Annotated in this window: 19 protein-coding genes and 1 tRNA gene; 14 read left to right on the plus strand and 6 right to left on the minus strand. The window is 36.7% G+C overall.

Features of this window, described 5'->3' with window-relative positions:
- Positions 1-10: 10 nt before the first annotated feature.
- From dnaG to HRG09_RS01245, 5 genes are all read left to right on the plus strand, one after another.
- Positions 11-1,807, plus strand: a complete 1,797-nt coding sequence (dnaG, locus tag HRG09_RS01225) for a DNA primase (protein ID WP_174098975.1) — start codon at positions 11-13, stop codon at positions 1,805-1,807.
- Positions 1,808-1,866: 59 nt separating this feature from the next.
- Positions 1,867-2,988 carry an RNA polymerase sigma factor RpoD gene (gene rpoD, locus HRG09_RS01230; RefSeq protein ID WP_003200669.1) on the plus strand — a complete coding sequence of 374 codons (1,122 nt, stop codon included), beginning with the start codon at positions 1,867-1,869 and terminating at the stop codon, positions 2,986-2,988.
- A 383-nt stretch (positions 2,989-3,371) separates the two neighbouring features.
- Complete coding sequence (cccA, locus tag HRG09_RS01235) at positions 3,372-3,728, plus strand: cytochrome c550 (RefSeq protein WP_174098976.1); 357 nt, start codon at positions 3,372-3,374, stop codon at positions 3,726-3,728.
- A 211-nt stretch (positions 3,729-3,939) separates the two neighbouring features.
- Complete coding sequence (locus HRG09_RS01240) at positions 3,940-4,647, plus strand: tRNA (adenine(22)-N(1))-methyltransferase (protein ID WP_174098977.1); 708 nt, start codon at positions 3,940-3,942, stop codon at positions 4,645-4,647.
- Positions 4,644-5,765, plus strand: coding sequence for a Nif3-like dinuclear metal center hexameric protein (locus HRG09_RS01245; RefSeq protein ID WP_174098978.1), 1,122 nt, complete (start codon positions 4,644-4,646; stop codon positions 5,763-5,765). The genes HRG09_RS01240 and HRG09_RS01245 overlap by 4 nt, the downstream gene beginning before the upstream one ends.
- Before the next feature lie 320 nt (positions 5,766-6,085).
- On the opposite strand, the gene HRG09_RS01250 is transcribed toward HRG09_RS01245, so the two are convergent.
- Both HRG09_RS01250 and vrrA read right to left on the minus strand, forming a co-directional pair.
- The gene (locus HRG09_RS01250) at positions 6,086-7,036 is read right to left on the minus strand and encodes a 4-hydroxy-3-methylbut-2-enyl diphosphate reductase (protein WP_174098979.1); all 951 of its coding nucleotides are present in this window, start codon (positions 7,034-7,036) and stop codon (positions 6,086-6,088) included.
- 90 nt (positions 7,037-7,126) lie between these two features.
- Complete coding sequence (gene vrrA, locus HRG09_RS01255; RefSeq protein WP_174098980.1) at positions 7,127-7,765, minus strand: VrrA/YqfQ family protein; 639 nt, start codon at positions 7,763-7,765, stop codon at positions 7,127-7,129.
- Between the two features lie 181 nt (positions 7,766-7,946).
- On the opposite strand from vrrA, the gene HRG09_RS01260 reads away from it, so the two are divergent.
- Complete coding sequence (locus HRG09_RS01260; protein WP_174098981.1) at positions 7,947-9,257, plus strand: DEAD/DEAH box helicase; 1,311 nt, start codon at positions 7,947-7,949, stop codon at positions 9,255-9,257.
- A 341-nt stretch (positions 9,258-9,598) separates the two neighbouring features.
- Positions 9,599-10,495, plus strand: coding sequence for a deoxyribonuclease IV (locus tag HRG09_RS01265; protein ID WP_174098982.1), 897 nt, complete (start codon positions 9,599-9,601; stop codon positions 10,493-10,495).
- 18 nt (positions 10,496-10,513) lie between these two features.
- Here the strand turns inward: HRG09_RS01265 and HRG09_RS01270 are convergent, their stop codons facing one another.
- On the minus strand, positions 10,514-10,768 hold the full coding sequence (locus HRG09_RS01270) for a DUF2624 domain-containing protein (protein WP_174098983.1): 255 nt from the start codon (positions 10,766-10,768) through the stop codon (positions 10,514-10,516).
- A 149-nt stretch (positions 10,769-10,917) separates the two neighbouring features.
- On the opposite strand from HRG09_RS01270, the gene HRG09_RS01275 reads away from it, so the two are divergent.
- From HRG09_RS01275 to HRG09_RS01290, 4 genes are all read left to right on the plus strand, one after another.
- On the plus strand, positions 10,918-11,796 hold the full coding sequence (locus HRG09_RS01275) for a YitT family protein (RefSeq protein WP_174098984.1): 879 nt from the start codon (positions 10,918-10,920) through the stop codon (positions 11,794-11,796).
- Positions 11,797-12,050: 254 nt separating this feature from the next.
- Complete coding sequence (locus tag HRG09_RS01280; protein WP_174098985.1) at positions 12,051-12,821, plus strand: metal ABC transporter ATP-binding protein; 771 nt, start codon at positions 12,051-12,053, stop codon at positions 12,819-12,821.
- Complete coding sequence (locus tag HRG09_RS01285; RefSeq protein WP_174098986.1) at positions 12,821-13,654, plus strand: metal ABC transporter permease; 834 nt, start codon at positions 12,821-12,823, stop codon at positions 13,652-13,654. The genes HRG09_RS01280 and HRG09_RS01285 overlap by 1 nt, the downstream gene beginning before the upstream one ends.
- Before the next feature lie 13 nt (positions 13,655-13,667).
- A complete protein-coding gene (locus tag HRG09_RS01290; protein ID WP_174098987.1) occupies positions 13,668-14,081 on the plus strand; it encodes a Fur family transcriptional regulator in 414 nt (137 codons plus the stop codon).
- Between the two features lie 35 nt (positions 14,082-14,116).
- Here the strand turns inward: HRG09_RS01290 and ispG are convergent, their stop codons facing one another.
- From ispG to HRG09_RS01305, 3 genes are all read right to left on the minus strand, one after another.
- Positions 14,117-15,217 carry a flavodoxin-dependent (E)-4-hydroxy-3-methylbut-2-enyl-diphosphate synthase gene (gene ispG / locus HRG09_RS01295; RefSeq protein WP_174099303.1) on the minus strand — a complete coding sequence of 367 codons (1,101 nt, stop codon included), beginning with the start codon at positions 15,215-15,217 and terminating at the stop codon, positions 14,117-14,119.
- A 164-nt stretch (positions 15,218-15,381) separates the two neighbouring features.
- Positions 15,382-15,729 carry a hypothetical protein gene (locus HRG09_RS01300; RefSeq protein WP_174098988.1) on the minus strand — a complete coding sequence of 116 codons (348 nt, stop codon included), beginning with the start codon at positions 15,727-15,729 and terminating at the stop codon, positions 15,382-15,384.
- 64 nt (positions 15,730-15,793) lie between these two features.
- Entirely contained in the window at positions 15,794-16,561 is a 768-nt protein-coding gene (locus HRG09_RS01305) for a DUF1189 domain-containing protein (protein WP_174098989.1), read from the minus strand.
- A gap of 421 nt (positions 16,562-16,982) precedes the next feature.
- Between HRG09_RS01305 and HRG09_RS01310 the strand changes: the two genes are divergently transcribed.
- From HRG09_RS01310 to HRG09_RS01320, 3 genes are all read left to right on the plus strand, one after another.
- Positions 16,983-17,056 (plus strand) — tRNA-Ile (locus HRG09_RS01310).
- Between the two features lie 225 nt (positions 17,057-17,281).
- Positions 17,282-17,893 (plus strand): superoxide dismutase [Mn], encoded by a 612-nt coding sequence (gene sodA / locus HRG09_RS01315; protein ID WP_174098990.1) that lies wholly within the window; start codon positions 17,282-17,284, stop codon positions 17,891-17,893.
- A gap of 136 nt (positions 17,894-18,029) precedes the next feature.
- Positions 18,030-19,307, plus strand: a complete 1,278-nt coding sequence (locus HRG09_RS01320; RefSeq protein ID WP_174098991.1) for an MFS transporter — start codon at positions 18,030-18,032, stop codon at positions 19,305-19,307.
- Position 19,308 lies beyond the last annotated feature (1 nt).

A 19,308-nucleotide genomic window follows, 5' to 3' on the forward strand; every position in this document is an offset into this window, starting at 1 on the left:
AGATGGAGTTATGGGGAACAGAATTCCCGAAGAAGTTGTTGAACAGATTCGGACATCATCTGATATTGTAGAAGTGATTGGTGAGTATGTTCAGCTCAGAAAGCAAGGGCGCAATTATTTTGGCCTTTGTCCATTCCATGGTGAGAATTCGCCTTCATTTTCTGTTTCATCAGACAAGCAAATTTTTCATTGCTTCGGATGTGGAGAGGGAGGAAATGTTTTTTCGTTTCTCATGAAGATGGAAGGACTCTCTTTCATAGAAGCTGTGCAAAAGCTTGGAGAAAGAAATAATATTTCGGTTGTAGATTATACATCGGGACAAGAACAACAAGAGAACATATCTGATGACAGTGTCATTATGTTACAGGCTCACGAACTTTTGAAAAAATACTATCACCATCTTTTAGTGAATACAGAAGAGGGCAATGAAGCTCTTTCCTATTTGCTAAATCGAGGTATTACAAAAGAGATGATTGCAAAGTTTGAAATTGGTTATGCATCCCCAGCTTGGGATGCAGCAGCAAAAATATTACAAAAAAGAGGTTTTTCGCTATCAACCATGGAGCAAGCTGGCTTACTTGTACGGAGTGAAAGAGATGGCAGTCATCATGACCGTTTTCGAGGAAGAGTCATGTTTCCAATTCACACACTACAAGGGAAAGTAGCAGCGTTTAGTGGAAGGGCATTGGGAGATGATACTCCGAAATATTTAAACAGCCCAGAAACACCTATTTTTCACAAAAGTAAGTTGCTGTATAACTTCCATCAAGCAAGGTCGTTTATCAGAAAACGAGGGCAAGTTGTTCTATTTGAAGGGTATGCTGACGTATTAGCTGCTGTAAAAAGTGGGATTGAGGAATCAGTTGCGACGATGGGAACAGCTCTAACAGAAGAACAGGCGAAACTTCTGCGACGTAATGTTGAAACTGTTGTTCTTTGCTATGATGGTGATAAAGCAGGACGAGAAGCGACAATGAAAGCAGGGCAATTGTTATTGCAAGTTGGTTGTCACGTCAAGGTTACTTCATTGCCAGATAAGCTTGATCCTGATGAATATGTGCAACAATATGGAACAGTGGCGTTTGAAAATCTTGTAAAGGCTAGTATAAGTTTTGTTGGATTCAAAATAAATTACTTGCGTTTAGGGAAAAATTTGCAAGATGAGTCTGGTAAAGAAGAGTATGTGAAAAGTGTTTTAAAGGAGCTAGCATTATTGCAAGATGCAATGCAAGCAGAGTCATATTTAAAATCATTATCGCAAGAATTTGCTTACTCAATGGAAACACTTTTAGGCCAATTACACCAATATCGCAAAGAACAAAAGATACAGCAAAAACAAACAAAGCAAATTTCTAAGCCGCCTCAAATCGTTCAGGCAAAACCGAAATTTTCAGGTTTTGAAAGAGCAGAAAGAGAGCTCATTTACCATATGCTACAAAGTGCAGAAGTTGCTTTCCGTATTGAACCTCATATAGAAGATTTTCATACGGAAGAACATAAAGGGATTTTATATGAACTATACGCATATTATGAAAAGGGAAATGAACCTTCAGTTGGGAATTTCTTGAGTTGGCTCTCTGATGAGAAATTGAAAAATATTATTACCAATATTTCAACGGATGAATTCATTAATCCAGAATACACAGACGAGGTATTGCAAGGTCACTTAGAGGCGCTAAGCCGCCATAAGCAAAAGCTTAAAAAAATGGAAACCATTTTTGCAGTAAAGCAAATGGAAAAAACAGATCCAGTAGAAGCTGCAAAATTTTATGCAGCATATTTACAAAATCAGAAAGCAAGAAGATAGCTTTTTGTATAAAATTTTATTATAATGAATGTTTGTATCTCGCGTAAGGAGGGGAACAAATGGCTGATAAACCAGCTCGTTCTAAACAAATTGAAACTGATATGACTCTTGAGCAAGTGAAAGAACAACTCACTGAGCTCGGAAAAAAACGTGGCGTTCTTACATATGAAGAGATTGCAGAACGCATGAATGGATTTGAAATTGAATCCGATCAAATGGATGAATATTATGAATATTTAGGTGAACAAGGAATTGATTTAGTTGGCGACAACGATGAAGGTCCGAATAATCACCAAATTACAAAGACCGAAGAGGAATTCGATTTAAATGATTTAAGTGTGCCACCAGGTGTGAAAATCAATGACCCTGTTCGCATGTATTTAAAAGAAATCGGTCGTGTCGACCTACTATCCGCTGAAGAAGAAATTCGACTTGCAACACGCATTGAAGAAGGTGATGAAGAAGCGAAGCGCCGTCTTGCGGAAGCGAATTTACGTCTTGTTGTAAGTATTGCAAAACGATATGTAGGCCGTGGTATGCTCTTCTTAGACTTAATTCAAGAAGGAAACATGGGTCTAATTAAAGCTGTTGAAAAGTTTGATTATCGTAAAGGTTTTAAATTCAGTACGTATGCAACTTGGTGGATTCGCCAAGCGATTACACGTGCCATTGCAGACCAAGCGAGAACAATTCGTATTCCAGTTCATATGGTTGAAACAATTAATAAATTAATCCGTGTACAGCGTCAATTGTTACAAGATTTAGGGCGTGAACCATCTCCAGAAGAGATTGGAGAAGAAATGGATCTTGCTCCAGAAAAAGTACGCGAAATCTTAAAAATTGCACAGGAGCCAGTTTCTCTTGAAACACCAATTGGTGAAGAGGATGACTCGCATTTAGGCGATTTTATTGAAGACCAAGAAGCAACATCACCTGCGGACCATGCAGCGTATGAGTTGCTAAAAGAACAATTAGAAGATGTGTTAGACACACTAACAGATCGTGAAGAAAATGTTCTACGTCTTCGTTTCGGTTTAGATGATGGACGAACTCGTACGCTTGAAGAAGTTGGGAAAGTATTCGGCGTAACGAGAGAGCGGATTCGTCAAATTGAAGCAAAGGCGCTTCGTAAATTAAGACATCCAAGCCGTAGCAAACGTCTAAAAGATTTCTTAGAATAGGGTTCTTTTTAAGTTTACTTCACATTTGTGAAGTAAACTTTTTTATTTTGTTAATTTTTGTTAAAATTTAGCTGTGAGTAACGATTACAATTCTTGTAATTTATTTTACAGAATTGTCTTTTGATTTGCAAATGCTCATTTTTCGATTTTTCGATTAATTTCGTTTATTCTATACAAAAATATATGTAGAAAAACAAAAAATATGATGAGAAGCGTTGATATTTATCAAAATAATATGCGATAAAAGAGAGATGATCAATAAACTGAATTTATGGAATATTTTCAACAACTGATAGTTTTGTCTTTTCTGATAGAGCGTTTTCAAGTACAATAGAAATAACTGAATCATCTAACTATTAGGGGCGTAGAGGGGGGAAAGAAGTATGAAACGTAATCCATTGATTCCGTTTGCACTCATTGCTGTAATAGGGATTGTTATTATGTTTGTATTTTCGTTTGAGGGGTTATATAAATCTAAAGAGCTGGCCGATGCGAAAAATGGGGGGAAACCAGCGCAAACGGCATCGAAACCAGAAGATATTGTGAAGCAGAGTTGTGCAAGCTGTCATGGTGATCAGTTGCAAGGTGCAGTAGGGCCTAGCTTACAAAAGGTTGGTGGAAAACTTTCTAAAGATGAAATTAAAGAAGTAATTGTAAAAGGGAAAGGGAATATGCCGCCAAATTTAATTCCAGCTGATCAAGCTTCTAAAGTAGCTGATTGGTTAGCTAAGAAAAAATAGGGTAAACCTTTAATCTGTGAGAATTGTATGATTCGCATGTAGTGGAATACGACCAAAAACAAGTTCTTTGCTTATTGGCGGAGAGCTTGTTTTTTCTTTTATCCTAAAATCAGATGAAATAAATAAATTGTTTTGTTTCTTTACTTGCAACAAGGACTGTAAATTCATTATCATGGAGACAGACTGACAAGAGAAGGAGCAATGGGAATAAATGAATGAAGTGAAGCTTTCAAAAAGATTAGAAGAAGTAGTGCGGGAAATTCCGGTAGGATCTACAGTCGCAGACATTGGTTCTGACCATGCGTACTTACCGTGCTATACAATTATAAATCATATTGCTACAAAGGCAGTAGCAGGAGAAGTGGTAGATGGACCATTTCGTTCTGCGCAGGCTACAGTAGCAGAAAGTGGCTTGCAAGAAAAGGTAGATGTTCGAAAAGGGAATGGGTTAGCTGTCATTACACCAGGAGAGGTTGATGTGATTACGATTGCTGGTATGGGTGGCGCGTTAATTCGTGATATTTTAGAGAACGGAAAAGAAAAACTAAATGGTGTAAAGCGTTTAATTTTACAACCGAATATTGCCGCGCATCATATTCGTGAATGGTTCATTGAAAATGGTTGGGAGCTTATTCATGAAAAAATTATAAAAGAAGACGGCAAGATTTATGAGATTTTAGTTGGAGAAAAAGGAAATCCTTTAGCACCTTACTCTGAAAATAAACAAGCTGAGCTATTTATTGGACCGTTTTTGATGAAAGAAAAGAATGATGCTTTTATTGAGAAATGGGAAGGTGAATCAAAAAACTTTCAAAGTATCTTGAAGCAACTAGAACGTGCAGCAAATTCGGAAGACACAAAAGCGAAACGGGATGAAGTAGCAAAGAAAATGAAAATGATAGGAGAGGTTTTATCATGAGTAAAATTCCAAATGGGCATGAGATAATTTCTTTATTTGAAAGTATGTATCCAAAGCATCTCGCGATGGAAGGTGACAAGATTGGCTTGCAGATTGGGGCATTAAATAAGCCGGTTCAGCATGTATTGATCGCATTAGATGTTACAGAAGCAGTTGTAGAAGAGGCGATTCAAATAGGAGCGAATGTAATTATTGCTCATCATCCTCTTATTTTTAATCCATTAAAAGCGATTCATACAGATAAGGCTTATGGGCGAATTATTGAAACTTGTATCAAAAACGATATCGCTGTTTATGCGGCACATACAAATGTCGATGTAGCAAAAGGTGGAGTAAATGATTTACTTGCTGATGCGTTAGGATTACAAAATACAGAAGTACTTGTTCCGACATACTCGGAAGAAATGAAAAAGATTGTTGTATTTGTGCCTGTAACGCATGCTGAAGAAGTTCGGAAAGCACTTGGGGATGTTGGAGCAGGTTATATCGGTAATTATAGCTATTGTACGTTTAATAGCGAAGGGATAGGTACATTTATGCCTGGAAAGGGGACGAACCCTCATATAGGCGAAACTGGGCAGTTAGAGCGTGTGGAAGAGGTAAGGATTGAAACGATTATTCCAGCTTCACTAGAGCGAAAAGTCGTAAAAGCGATGTTAACAGCTCATCCATATGAGGAAGTTGCTTATGATGTGTATCCACTTGATAATAAGGGAGAAACGTTAGGGCTTGGTAAGATTGGATATTTGCAAGAAGAAATGACATTAGGTCAGTTTGCTGATCATGTGAAAGCTGCATTAGATGTAAAAGGCGCACGAGTTGTTGGGGATTTAGACGACAAAGTGCGGAAAGTAGCAGTGCTTGGTGGTGATGGGAATAAATATATTACGCAAGCGAAATTTAAAGGAGCAGATGCATATGTAACAGGTGATATGTATTATCATGTTGCACACGATGCGATGATGCTCGGATTAAATATTGTTGACCCAGGACATAATGTGGAAAAAGTAATGAAACATGGTGTACAAAAGCAGTTGCAACAAAAAGTGGATGAGAAAAAATTTGCTGTGCAAATTCATGCTTCAAGGTTACATACAGATCCGTTTACTTTTGTATAAAGTGAAACTTTAATCAGTGGGGTTTTCCTCATCCTCCACTGATTCTCAGCCCTCACCAATCGGGCCTTTACGGGTAGTTTATTTCCCACCTAACCTCTTTAGAAAAGCGGAAGCGGCTCATTCAGAATCGCAGGACGTTGGAGCACCCGACAGAGCGGCGCTTTTTGCCTCGTCTGAGGGGGCGAAACGACCGGAGAGTCTAGCCGCTAGAGCTGGACATTGCTTGCACCGAATTTTGAGGTGGGAGTATTACTGCACGTTAGTGCGGGATAAACAGTGTAATAAAAAATCCGTTGCTAGCGAATTAGCAACGGATTTTTTTATTGTTGTTTTTTTGCCTTTACACGCGGCAAGATTTTTTGAAGTGGTACGTTTCGTTTACGTTCCCAAGTTGCTGGGTTCATCGGATCGTACTGTTCTAAAAAGGCAATTACTTCTTTTGTAATCGGTGTTGGTGTAGATGCTCCTGCAGTAACAGCGACGTTTTCGATACCTTGTAGCCACTCTAATTGAATTTCGCTTACATCTGCAACACGGTATGCCTTTGTACCAGCAATCTCTTGTGATACTTGAGCTAAACGGTTTGAGTTATTACTTTTAGGATCACCAACAACAATCGTTAAATCAGCCACATCAGCCTGTTTAGCAACGGCTTCTTGACGAACTTGTGTTGCTAAGCAAATTTCTTTATGAAATTCAGCTGTTGGGAATTTTTTCTGAATGTCTTCCATCAGGTGCTGAACGTCCCATTGGCTCATTGTTGTTTGATTTGTAACTAAAATTTTCTCTGTTGGGATTTCTAGTGTTTCCAAATCATTTGCCCTTTCAATAAGATGGACGATATCAGGTGCGATACCAACAGCACCTTCTGGTTCCGGATGCCCCTTTTTACCAATATAAATCACATGGTATCCTTCCGCTTTTTTTGCTTCAATGAGGTCATGTGTTTTCGTAACGTCTGGACATGTTGCATCGATTGTCGTTAATCCTTTTTCTTTTGCACGTTTTTTAACTTCTGGAGAAACTCCATGTGCTGTGAAAATAACGGTACCAGAATCAATTTTGTCTAAAATCTCTAATCGACTTGGACCATCTAATGTAATAATGCCGTCTTCTTCGAAAGCATCTGTTACATGTTTGTTATGAACAATCATACCTAAAATATAAATGGGTCTCGGTAACGTTTTATCTAGTGCGGCATTGCGTGCAATGACCATCGCATCAACAACACCGTAGCAATAACCACGAGGGGAAATTTTAACAATTTTCATGTGAGTAATCCTCTCCTTCTAAACAAGGAATCCTTTTTGTACATAGTCTTTTTTATTATAAAGGAGGAGTGGACAGAAAACAAAGGATTGTTAGACATATAGTTTCGGTTTTGGTGCCATACGCGGGATATCCTCTTTCGGAAGGTCTTGTTTAATAACGGGTTCTAAAATTATTTTCTTCTTTTTTTTCTTTTTTGAAAGTGATGAAGGTGCAGCGATTACTTCCGTCTCTTCTGTTGATTCTTCAGCAGCACCTTTTCCGGAAGTGAGAATTTTTACGATACTTGGTATGCTACGCACAATGGGTCCGTACTGCTGGACGACAGGTCCTACAGATTGAGCGACTTGAGCAACCTTTTCAATATTATTTAACATGCCAGTAGGATTGGAGATTAGATTGGAAAAGAAGCTACCAATACCAATGCTAGCGCTAGGTGTCACCGGTGCTGAGCCACGCATTTCATTATGGTCATTCATTTGAGGCGATATCATTTGTTGTGGTGGCTGTATATAGGGCTGCTGATGTTGATGCATCATCGGCCGTCCCTCCATTTTTCGATAGGGAGGAACCATCTGCATAAAGGCATGAGTTGGATCTTGCTTTTGGAATAGTTTAGCGAGAAATCCTTTCTTTTTTTGCATCATAGGCGGTAAATTAGGTATGGGATATGGGGTGTATGGTTGTTGCTGTCTTGCATACATTTGCCCCATAGGGGGTTTCGGATACATAATAGAAACCCTCCTTTCTTCAGTTAGGTATATACACATACAATATGCAATGAAAAGGAATAAGGTTAGTTTTTGAAGTGAAAACCTAAACTAAAGATGGATTTTACTATTAGATTTCGATATAATGTAGACTTGACTGATTTGTGCGCGCAGTAGAAATTTTAGAAAGAAGGTGTAACTTATGACACTACAAACATTTACGCAGTATAATTTTCAACCATTTTTAATAGATGCAGTTCGTGAACTACGCTTTTCGGAGCCGACAGAAATTCAACAGAAAATTTTTCCAGTTGTAAAAAAAGGTGTAAGTGTAATTGGACAGTCTCAAACCGGTTCTGGGAAAACACATGCATACTTACTTCCAACTTTAAACAGAATTGATGCAAAACGTGAAGAAGTACAACTTGTTATTACAGCGCCTACTCGTGAGTTAGCACAACAAATTTATCAAGAGATTGTGAAGTTAACAAAGTTTTGTGCGGAAGATCAAATGATTACAGCACGTTGTTTAATTGGCGGAACGGACAAACAACGCTCTATTGAAAAGCTGAAAAAGCAACCTCATGTCGTTGTTGGAACACCGGGGCGCATTAAAGATTTAGTAGAAGAACAAGCGCTATTTGTTCATACAGCATCTACTATTATTGTCGATGAGGCAGATTTAATGCTGGATATGGGATTTATTCAAGATGTGGATAAAATTGCAGCACGCATGCCAAAAAACTTGCAAATGCTTGTTTTCTCTGCAACGATTCCTCAAAAATTAAAGCCGTTTATGAAGAAGTATATGGAGAATCCAGAGCATATTCATATTAATCCGAAACAAGTTGCGGCAGGGAATATTGAGCATTATTTAGTACCTTCTAGACATCGCAATAAGATCGAATTAGTAAAAAATATGTTACTTCAATTTAAGCCATATTTAGCAATCGTCTTTACAAATACGAAAAAAATGGCAGATGAAGTGGCGAATGGATTAACAGAGCGTGGATTAAAAGTTGGACGAATCCATGGTGATTTAACTCCGCGTGATCGTAAAAAAATGATGAAGCAAATTCGTGATTTAGAATTTCAATATATTGTGGCGACAGACTTAGCGGCACGTGGTATTGATATCGAAGGAATAAGCCATGTAATTAACTATGAAATCCCTTCGGATTTAGATTTCTTCGTTCACCGCGTTGGAAGAACAGCACGTGCTGGTTATTCTGGTATCGCAGTGACAATTTATGATCCAGCAAACGAAGAAGCGTTAGATAGCTTAGAAAAACAACGTAATATTACATTCAAACATGTAGATTTACGTGGAGACGAATGGGCAGATTTAGGTGAGCGTCGTCGTCGTAAAAGTCGTAAAAAACCAAATGATGAATTAGATATTATGGCAACAAAAGTTGTTAAAAAGCCGAAAAAGGTTAAGCCAGGTTATAAGAAAAAACTTGCCACTGAACGTGAAAAAGTGAAGAGAAAATATAGCAATAAGAAAAGATAAGGGGAAGATCCCTTATCTTTTTTTATCCCATCATGTTGAAAGAGTAATGGGCTTATTGTTGTATATATCCATCTTGATTTTCCAACATATAAGTCGCTGCTATGAAAACAAAAGATGCTCTCCACTTGCTTTCTCCTTTTGTTCTTACTTGGCATGGGGGCAAAAAGGGAACTGACCGCTTCTATCCATGGCCGGACGCTCTCCTCCGCCCTGAAAAGAATGGTTTTTACCCGGTTTTTCAATTTGTGTTTGTATATATTCTTTTAGGAACAAACAATTCACTACATATTTCTACAAATTATGCTATCATTATAGCTATTGTATATTGAAGAGGTGATTATATGTTAAAGATTGGATCTCATGTTTCTATGAGTGGTAAGAAGATGTTATTAGCAGCGAGTGAAGAGGCTGTTTCATATGGTGCGACAACATTTATGATTTATACAGGTGCACCGCAAAATACGAGAAGAAAACCAATTGAAGAGTTAAATATAGAAGCTGGACGAAAACATATGGAACTGAATGGTATTGAGGAAATTATCGTCCATGCGCCTTATATTATTAATGTTGGGAATACGACAAAACCTGAAACATTTCAACTAGGTGTGGATTTCCTTCGTATGGAAATTGAAAGAACGTCAGCGTTAGGGGTAGCGAAGCAAATTGTACTTCATCCAGGTGCTCACGTTGGGGCAGGAGCTGAAGCTGGTATCCAGCAAATCATTAAAGGGCTAAATGAAGTGTTGACGCCAGAACAGACAGTAAACATTGCACTAGAAACGATGGCTGGAAAAGGAACAGAGTGCGGACGTAGTTTTGACGAAATTGCAAAAATTATTGATGGCGTAAAATATAACGAAAAATTATCTGTATGCTTTGACACATGTCATACACATGATGCAGGTTATAATATTGTGAATGATTTTGATGGTGTATTAAACGAATTTGATAAAATTGTTGGGATTGATCGTTTGCAAGTATTGCATATTAATGATAGTAAAAATGTACGTGGAGCCGGAAAAGACCGTCACGAAAATATTGGTTTTGGCCATATTGGGTACAAAGCGTTGCATCATATTGTGCACCATCCGCAATTACAGCATGTACCAAAAATTCTTGAAACACCTTATGTGGGTGAGGATAAGAAAGATAAAAAACCACCATATAAATTTGAAATTGAAATGTTAAAGAGTGGTTCATTTGATGAAGGTCTTCTTGAGAAGATTAAAGAACAATAAGGAGGGGGATTCCCCTCCTTATTTTAATAGTTTCTGAAATAATGTATTTATTTGTTGAGCAGTAGATGGAGAGGTTACTTTTGCGATTTTTTTTAAAAGTTCTAGTCTTTCTCCTGTATCGTAAATATTGACATTTTTTCCTTTTAGTAAAGGGACAATTTGCTCAGCTTGTTCAGTTGTGATAGGAACTTCATATTCTTTACTATATTTCAATAATTCTTTTGTGGTCATATGATTTAATTTTTTATTTACAATATGTTTGATGAGGTTCATGATATAATCCTCCTTCAGGCGTTCTTATATCGAAATATATGTGTGCGGTGCTTGTATATATTCGTATACCAGGTGTTTTTTTCCATGGTGAAAAGAGGAGTATGTTATAATAAAAGAACAAAATTACATAGAGAATATAAGGAGGGCTTATGGAGAAGAAACAACATCGAAAAGAAAGTGTTATTCATCTATTGTATCGTTTGGTGATGATTGTCTTTGGAGCGGCATGTGCGGCGGTAGCAATTGAACTGTTTTTAATGCCGAACAAAATTATTGATGGTGGAATTATTGGTGTCTCCCTCATACTAGATTATCTTACTCCTAACATTTGGTGGTTGAGTTTTTCTACTTTGGTTGTTATCCTCAATATCCCGTTTATGTATTCTGGTTATAAACAAATCGGGAAAACATTCATGTTATCTTCTGCTTTTGGAATTGTGGCTTTAGCGTTTATTGAGTCAACATTACACACCTTTAAACCATTTACGACAGAGCCTATTTTAGCAACAGTTTTTGGTGGTCTTATTTTAGGTCTTGGTGTAGGGCTTGTTATTCGTCATGGTGGTTCATTGGATGGTACAGAAATTATGGGGATTTTATTAACAAAGAAATTACCGTTTTCTGTCGGTGAATTCGTGATGTTTGTAAATCTATTTATTTTTGCTTGGGCAGCATTTGTATTTGGTGTCGAGCAAGCGATGTATTCTGTTATGACATACTATATTGCTTTTAAAACGATTGATACGGTTATTCAAGGGTTGGATGAAACAAAAGCAGTATTAATTGTATCAGATCAATATGAAGAAGTATCAAATGCAATTTTACACCGCCTCGGTCGTGGGACAACGAAACTTGTTGCTAAAGGTGGTTATACAGATAAAGAAAAAGAGGTAATTTATGCAGTCGTTACACGTCTTGAAGTAACGAAATTAAAATCAATTGTTCATGAAATTGATGAAAACGCCTTTGTTACAATTATGAATACGCAAGAAACAAATGGTGGTAAATTTAAATCAGCTATTCATTAAAAGTATATGTTTAAAAAGAAGGTAAAGAGAGGCGATCAATTCTGATGCGCGAAGAATTGTGGTAGCTATCTTGGTCGTGATTTTTGAATATCCTTAAAAAGCAGAGAGATTTTCTCTGCTTTTTGTTATAATAATAAGGTTGCTTTAAATAAAGAATATATTTTAGGCAGATTGGTTTACAACTATAATAAGCTATACTATAATTCATATAGAAGTAAATCGGAATCATTCTGAATTAAAATAGGTGAGATACTATGAAAAATATGTTAGAAATAGAAGGATTGACATTTCGGTATGAAGATCGAAATGTGTTAGAAAATATTAATTTGCAAGTTCCCAAGGGGGCTTTTTTAGGTTTGGTTGGGCCAAATGGGTCTGGTAAATCGACCTTATTAAAGTGTATATTAGGTGTTTTGAAGCCGAAGGAAGGAAGTATTCGGTTATTTGATATTGATAGTAAGAAATTTAAAGAGTGGAATAAAATTGGTTATGTTTCACAAAAGGCTAACAGTTTTAATTCTGGTTTTCCAGCGACTGTCTTTGAAGTTGTTTCAATGGGACTTGTTTCAAAAAAAGGCTTATTTCGTTTCTTGAAGAAAGAGGATAAAGAAAAGGTTACAAAGGCAATTGCAGATGTAGGAATGAGCGAATTTCAAAATCGTAATATAGGAGAGCTTTCCGGTGGACAACAGCAACGTGTATTTATTGCACGTGCACTTGTAAGTAACCCGGAATTATTGATTTTGGACGAGCCTACAGTTGGGATTGATGTAAAGAGTGTGGAGAGCTTTTATGAGATACTAGAAGATTTAAATAAAAAACTAGGGATCACATTGATTCTGGTTACACATGATATGGGAGCTGTAACAGAGAAGGTGACGCATGTCGCATGTTTAAATCAGCATTTACATTTCCATGGAAATGTTGAGAAATTCCGAGAGTTAGAAGATGCAGAAATGTCGATCTTATATGGACATCATGTTCATCGTTTAGAGCATGACCATGAGCATCACGGGAGGATATAATGATACAGGATTTTTTACAATATGACTTTTTGCGTAATTCTTTATACGCGGGTATTTTAATAGGGCTTGTTGCGCCGTTAATCGGTGTGTTTGTTGTTATTCGCCGTTTGTCACTAATTGCAGATGCTTTAAGCCATGTGACATTATCAGGAATTGCCGCAAGTTTGTTACTGGAAAAAACGATTTTTACTGGTGGATTTTTAAATCCGTTATATATGGGGATGATTTTTTCAATGGGCGGGGCGCTATTGATTGAAAAGTTGCGTACTGTATATAAACATTACCAAGAGTTAGCGATTCCGATTATTCTCTCAGCAGGAATGGGAATAGGGGTTATCTTCATTTCCCTTGCTAATGGATTTAATACGGATTTATTTAGTTATTTATTTGGTAGCGTGAGCGCTGTAACGAGTACGGATTTAATTCTTATTGGTATTGTAGCAATCGTCGTTATTGCAACAATTATTTTATTATATAAAGAGTTATTTTTATTATCATTTGACGAAGAATATGCTGTATCAACAGGGCTTCGTACAAAATGGATTCACTTTATTTTCATTATTTTAGTGGCGCTTGTCATTGCGATATCTATGCGTGTTGTTGGGGTTCTTCTCGTGTCATCTTTAATGACATTACCAGTTGCAGCAAGTATCCGCATTGCAAAAGGATTTAAACAAACAATTTTCTTTTCCATTTTATTTGGTGAAATTTCCGTGATAGGTGGGCTGTTCGCTTCTTATCAGCTTGATTTAGCTCCAGGTGGTACAATTGTTATGCTAGCGGTTCTTATTTTAATCGGTGCAATCTTATGGAAGAAGAAAAAAACTGCATAAAGTAGGGATAGTTATGAATCTGACAGAAGCTTTACGCCTTATGAAAGAAAAAGGCTATAAACACACTGGGAAAAGGGAAGAAATGTTACGTTTATTTGCAGTTCACAATCGATATTTAACTGCAAAAGATGTTTTAGAGCATATGAAGGATGATTATCCAGGATTAAGTTTTGATACCATCTATCGTAACTTAACCGTATTTGCTGAAATTGGTGTTTTGGAGCAAACTGAATTAAATGGAGAAAAGCATTTTCGTTTTACATGCTCTATTATGGAACATCATCATCACTTTATTTGTTTGGATTGTGGTGGTACAAAAGAAATTACTTCCTGTCCAATGGATTTTATGAATAAAGATTTTAAGGGATATGAAGTAACAGGACATAAGTTTGAAATATATGGGCGTTGCCCAAAATGTGTAAAGTAAAAGCTCGCCAGTTATGAAACTGACGAGCTTTTTTATTATTTTTGCTCTTGTTTTTCTTTTTCTTGATTTGCAGCCATTTCAGCAGCAATTACATCAATTTCTTTTTTTAGTTCTTCTACCATTGTTTCTTCAGGTACTTTACGAACGACTTTTCCTTTACGGAATAATAAACCTTCTCCGCGTGCACCAGCAATACCGATATCGGCTTCACGAGCTTCACCGGGACCGTTTACAGCGCAGCCGAGCACGGCAACTTTGATAGGTACTTTCAGCGTAGAGATATATTCTTCTACTTCATTTGCAATACTGATAAGGTCAATTTCAATACGACCGCATGTTGGACAAGAAATAAGTGTTGCAGCGTTCGATGCAAGACCGAATGATTTTAACAATTCACGAGCCACTTTTACTTCCTCAACTGGATCAGCACTTAATGAAATGCGAAGTGTATTTCCGATACCTTTACTTAAAATAGCACCAAGACCGGCAGCACTTTTTACTGTTCCGGCGAATAGTGTTCCGGATTCTGTGATACCTAAGTGCAGTGGATAATTAAAAGCACGAGCTGCTTTTTCATATGCTTCAATTGCTAAATTAACATCAGAGGCTTTCATTGATACGATAATATCATGGAAATCTAAGTCCTCTAAAATTTTAATATGATGAAGAGCGCTTTCAACCATACCATCTGCAGTAGGGTATCCATACTTTTCTAAAATATGACGTTCTAATGAACCAGCATTTACACCAATACGAATTGGAATACCGCGTTCTTTCGCAGCGTTTACAACAGCTTCTACTTTATGACGACGCCCGATGTTGCCTGGGTTGATACGTACTTTATCAATGCCACCTTCAATTGCTTTTAATGCAAGGCGATAATCGAAGTGAATATCAGCAACAAGTGGGATGTTAATTTGTTTTTTAATATCAGCAATTGCGTTTGCTGCACGTTCGTCTGGAACAGCAACGCGGACGATTTGACAACCCGCTTCTTCTAAACGTTTGATTTCAGCAACAGTTGCTTCCACATCATGTGTTTTTGTTGTTGTCATACTTTGTATAATTAATTCATTATTACCGCCAATTGTTAAATTACCGACTTTAACAGGACGTGTTTTTGTACGATGAGTCATTTCATTCACGAATAGATCGCTCTCCTTATAAAAGAAGTTTCTTATTTTGTGTTTCATATCAAATATAGTATATGTGATATGAAGCAAGAGAAACCTATATGCTCGGTTTCACTTTTACTATTGTATCAGCGCCTTTATGTAATTGACAAGGATTAAGTGATTACTCATTGATATAACGGGAATTTGTAAGATTTTCCGATCTGTATTTTTGTTGCAGATGTATTTTTATTTAACTGCTTAAAATCACCGATGACCTTTTCAATAGAAGGAATTTTTTTCTTATTAATCGCTTCTGTAATCGATAAAACGGTATCTCCTGTTTTTACTTCAATTGCTTTATACTGTACATCTGTTTCTTTTTTTGCTTTTGTATCAACATTTTCTTTTTTTACAGTTTGGGCAGCTGTTGTTTTTTTGTATGAACTTAACATTGGTAAAGTACCAATTTTTATATCGTAATAAAACACGTAACCGAGAACAAGCACAAGTAAGAGTGCACCAAGTCTCTTCATATTCCTCACTCCTTTGTTAGGAAATATATGCTTGTCCAAAAAAAAAATGCCAAAATGGCATTTTTTATAGTTCGTGTTTTTCTTTAGGTTTTGGTATTTCTTTAATTGTTAAATACAGCACGATTAAAATGATAGCAGTGTACAGATAGAATGTTCCTGGCACATTTATGTTTAATGCATTCATAATCATAAAGAAAATAGTTGGAATCGTATAGCTGTAAGCTGTTAATGTCCAAACTTGTTTGTAAGATACTTTTCGCTGACCAACCATTGCTGAACCGATAAAGGCTAAAATAGTTGTGCCTAAGAACGAAATGAATAATTGGAACAGGTAGATGGCTATTCCAACACCAAACATGAGGAATGGATAGACATTATCAATGGCTGATACAATGCCTTGGATATCCTTTTTCTCAAATGTCCCATTACCGAAGTCGCTGTAAGATTGACTTTGTGTTTGATTGTTATTCATAGATACAACTTTATCTTTTAAAACGAATACACCTTGTTTATTTGCATACGCATTCGTATCTGTTGCATTAGGGTCAAATACAAAAACAAAATTTCCATCTTCTTTTATAATAGGTTCTTTGACGTCAGCGTGAAGTTCACCATTCTCAATTTTAAAATCGGGGAGATCTTTTTCAATGGATTGATGTACAGAAGAAACGACATCTTGTACGAAGTTTCCGAATATGAAAGTTTTAGGGATCGTTGCGATGAAACACAATAACATGACGTATAGAATTGTTTTTCCCATTTTTTGAAAACGAAAAAGGGCCATATCCTTTGGCGAATATAAACTTTTTATTAGTTGTGTAAAGATGGACATCTATTCACTTCCTTTGCTATATGTATGATAGATTGATGCATAAAGTTATTGTAACGTACGCATCTAATGAATCACAAGCTATATCGTATGAAATAAGGTTAATGTTCTGGTAGTTGGACTGTATAGAGGATTTATTACTTATAAAAGTCTTTCTATTTAGGTGGAGAGAGCATGCGGCTGAAGCGATCAAACCTTTTTCCTGTTCTGTGCGAAATGAAAACAAAAAGAGAAAATGAGTGTGGGCTACTTTTTGTTCTGCGTAGCAGAAAGGTAAAAATATAATTGACACTTTTCTTTTTTATATGGTAAATTTATCTTACATTTCTTAATTGATATATCTTACAGTTTTCAGCTTTTATGAATGTTCTTTGGAGATTTGGTGGTGAATCTGAATTTTAATCACCGCTATATACATAATTTTGGACCCTTAGCTCAGCTGGTTAGAGCAGACGGCTCATAACCGTCCGGTCGTAGGTTCGAGTCCTACAGGGTCCATATCCATTTCATATGTTTATCATGTAGACGAAAAGCTTCCTTGTAGAAGGGAGCTTTTTTTTACGAAATATATGAGCATTTTGTTTGAAAAGAAATGGAAATTTTGCTACGTTAGTGATAGCAAGACAATGTGATTTAATTTGTTTTCACCCTATGGCAATTAGGGTAAAATGAAGTTGTATGCTAAATTATTTTGGCAATACATAAAATGGGAGGAATGTAACAATGGCAAAACATGAATTACCAAATTTACCTTATGCGTATGATGCTTTAGAACCTCATTTTGATAAAGAAACAATGAACATCCATCATACAAAACACCACAACACTTACGTAACAAACTTAAATGCTGCGTTAGAAGGTCATGCAGAACTAGCTGACAAAAGTGTTGAAGAATTAGTTGCAAACTTAAATGAAGTACCAGAAGCAATTCGTACTGCAGTACGTAACAATGGTGGCGGACATGTGAACCACACTTTCTTCTGGACAATTCTATCTCCAAATGGTGGTGGACAACCAGTAGGTGAACTTGCAGCTGCAATTGAAGCGAAATTCGGTAGCTTTGATGCATTCAAAGAAGAGTTCGCAAAAGCTGGTGCAACTCGCTTCGGTTCTGGTTGGGCTTGGTTAGTAGTAAACAATGGTGAGCTAGAAGTAACAAGCACTCCAAACCAGGATTCTCCTTTAACAGAAGGTAAAACTCCAGTTATCGGTTTAGACGTTTGGGAACATGCGTACTACTTACATTACCAAAACCGTCGTCCTGACTACATCGGTGCATTCTGGAACGTTGTAGACTGGAACGCAGCTGAAAAACGTTACCAAGAAGCTAAATAATATCGCTTATTCCGTTTTATTTAAGTCGATATTGAAGAAGCTAGGGGAATATTCTCCTAGCTTTTTTGTATGCTTTCTTTTACATAATTGCGTCGGTCTTTGGAAGACTAGAACATGAAGTAAAGGAGAGTTATGTATGAAGTGGAAACATGTAATTGGCGATGTCGAGGTGAATCGTGATTTAGTATTGTTACTTGTTATGGGGGGATTATACACGCTTGCGATTTCTTTATCCAACACGTTTGTTAACATTTATTTATGGAAACAAACACAAAATTATGTGAACCTTGGAGTGTATAATTTAGCAAGCGTTGTATTGCAGCCATTAACATTTCTTTTTGCAGGGAAATTGGCAAAGCGGATAGATCGTGCTATTTTACTGCGAATTGGTGTAGGAACATTAGCGACTTTTTTTGTTGTTGTTTTACTCGCAGGAACACGTGCTTCACATTATATTTTATTACTTGGTGGTCTTCTAGGAATTGGATATGGTTTTTATTGGCTGGCATTTAATTTGTTGACGTTTGAAATTACAGAGCCTGAAACACGTGATTTTTTTAACGGTTTTCTCGGTTTGTTAACATCTTTCTCTGGAATGATTGGGCCAATAGCAGCTGGGTATACGATTTCGCGTATGGAGAAGTGGACTGGGTATACGGTTATCTTTTTTCTTTCATTAACTTTATTTGCAATTGCTGTTGTCATAAGTTTCTTTTTATCGAAAAGAGAATGTGAAGGACGCTATGAAATTGTTCAAGTTTTGAAAGAACGTAAGATCAATAAAAACTGGGGAAGGATTACACGCGCACACTTTTTTCAAGGATTGAGAGAAGGAACGTTTGTTTTTGTTATTTCCGTATACGTCTATTTAGCATCAGGAAGTGAATTTGGGCTAGGGAAATATAGTTTAGTCAATTCAGCTGTATCTTTTATATGCTACTATTTGGTTACGCGTATATTAAGAAAGGAATGGAGAAAAAAAGCGATTTTAATTGGTGGAATTATTTTGTATGTCGTCGTATTTTTAGTTATTTTTCACGTTACATATGTAAAATTACTCATTTATGCAGCATGTATCGCTATTGCTTACCCAATTCTACTCGTTCCATATGGTTCTATGACATATGATGTAATTGGAAGAGCAAAGCAAGCCAGAGAGTGGCGTGTTGAGTATATTGTTGTACGAGAGCTATGGCTGAACAGCGGGAGAATATGTTCTGTTTTAAGTTTCTTATGTGCAGTATCATTTTTTCCACCAGAAAAAAGCTTACCTGTTTTATTATGTATTCTTGGAGCTGGACATTTACTTATTTATTTTGCTGTTAGAAATGTCAAATATGGAGAAGGGAATCCAAATAAAACAAGGATTCCAGCACCTGAAACAACACAAAATCATACCGAACGAGAAGGTTAAC

The organism is Bacillus sp. Xin1, from assembly GCF_013314535.1.
Classification (GTDB): Bacteria; Bacillota; Bacilli; order Bacillales; family Bacillaceae_G; genus Bacillus_A.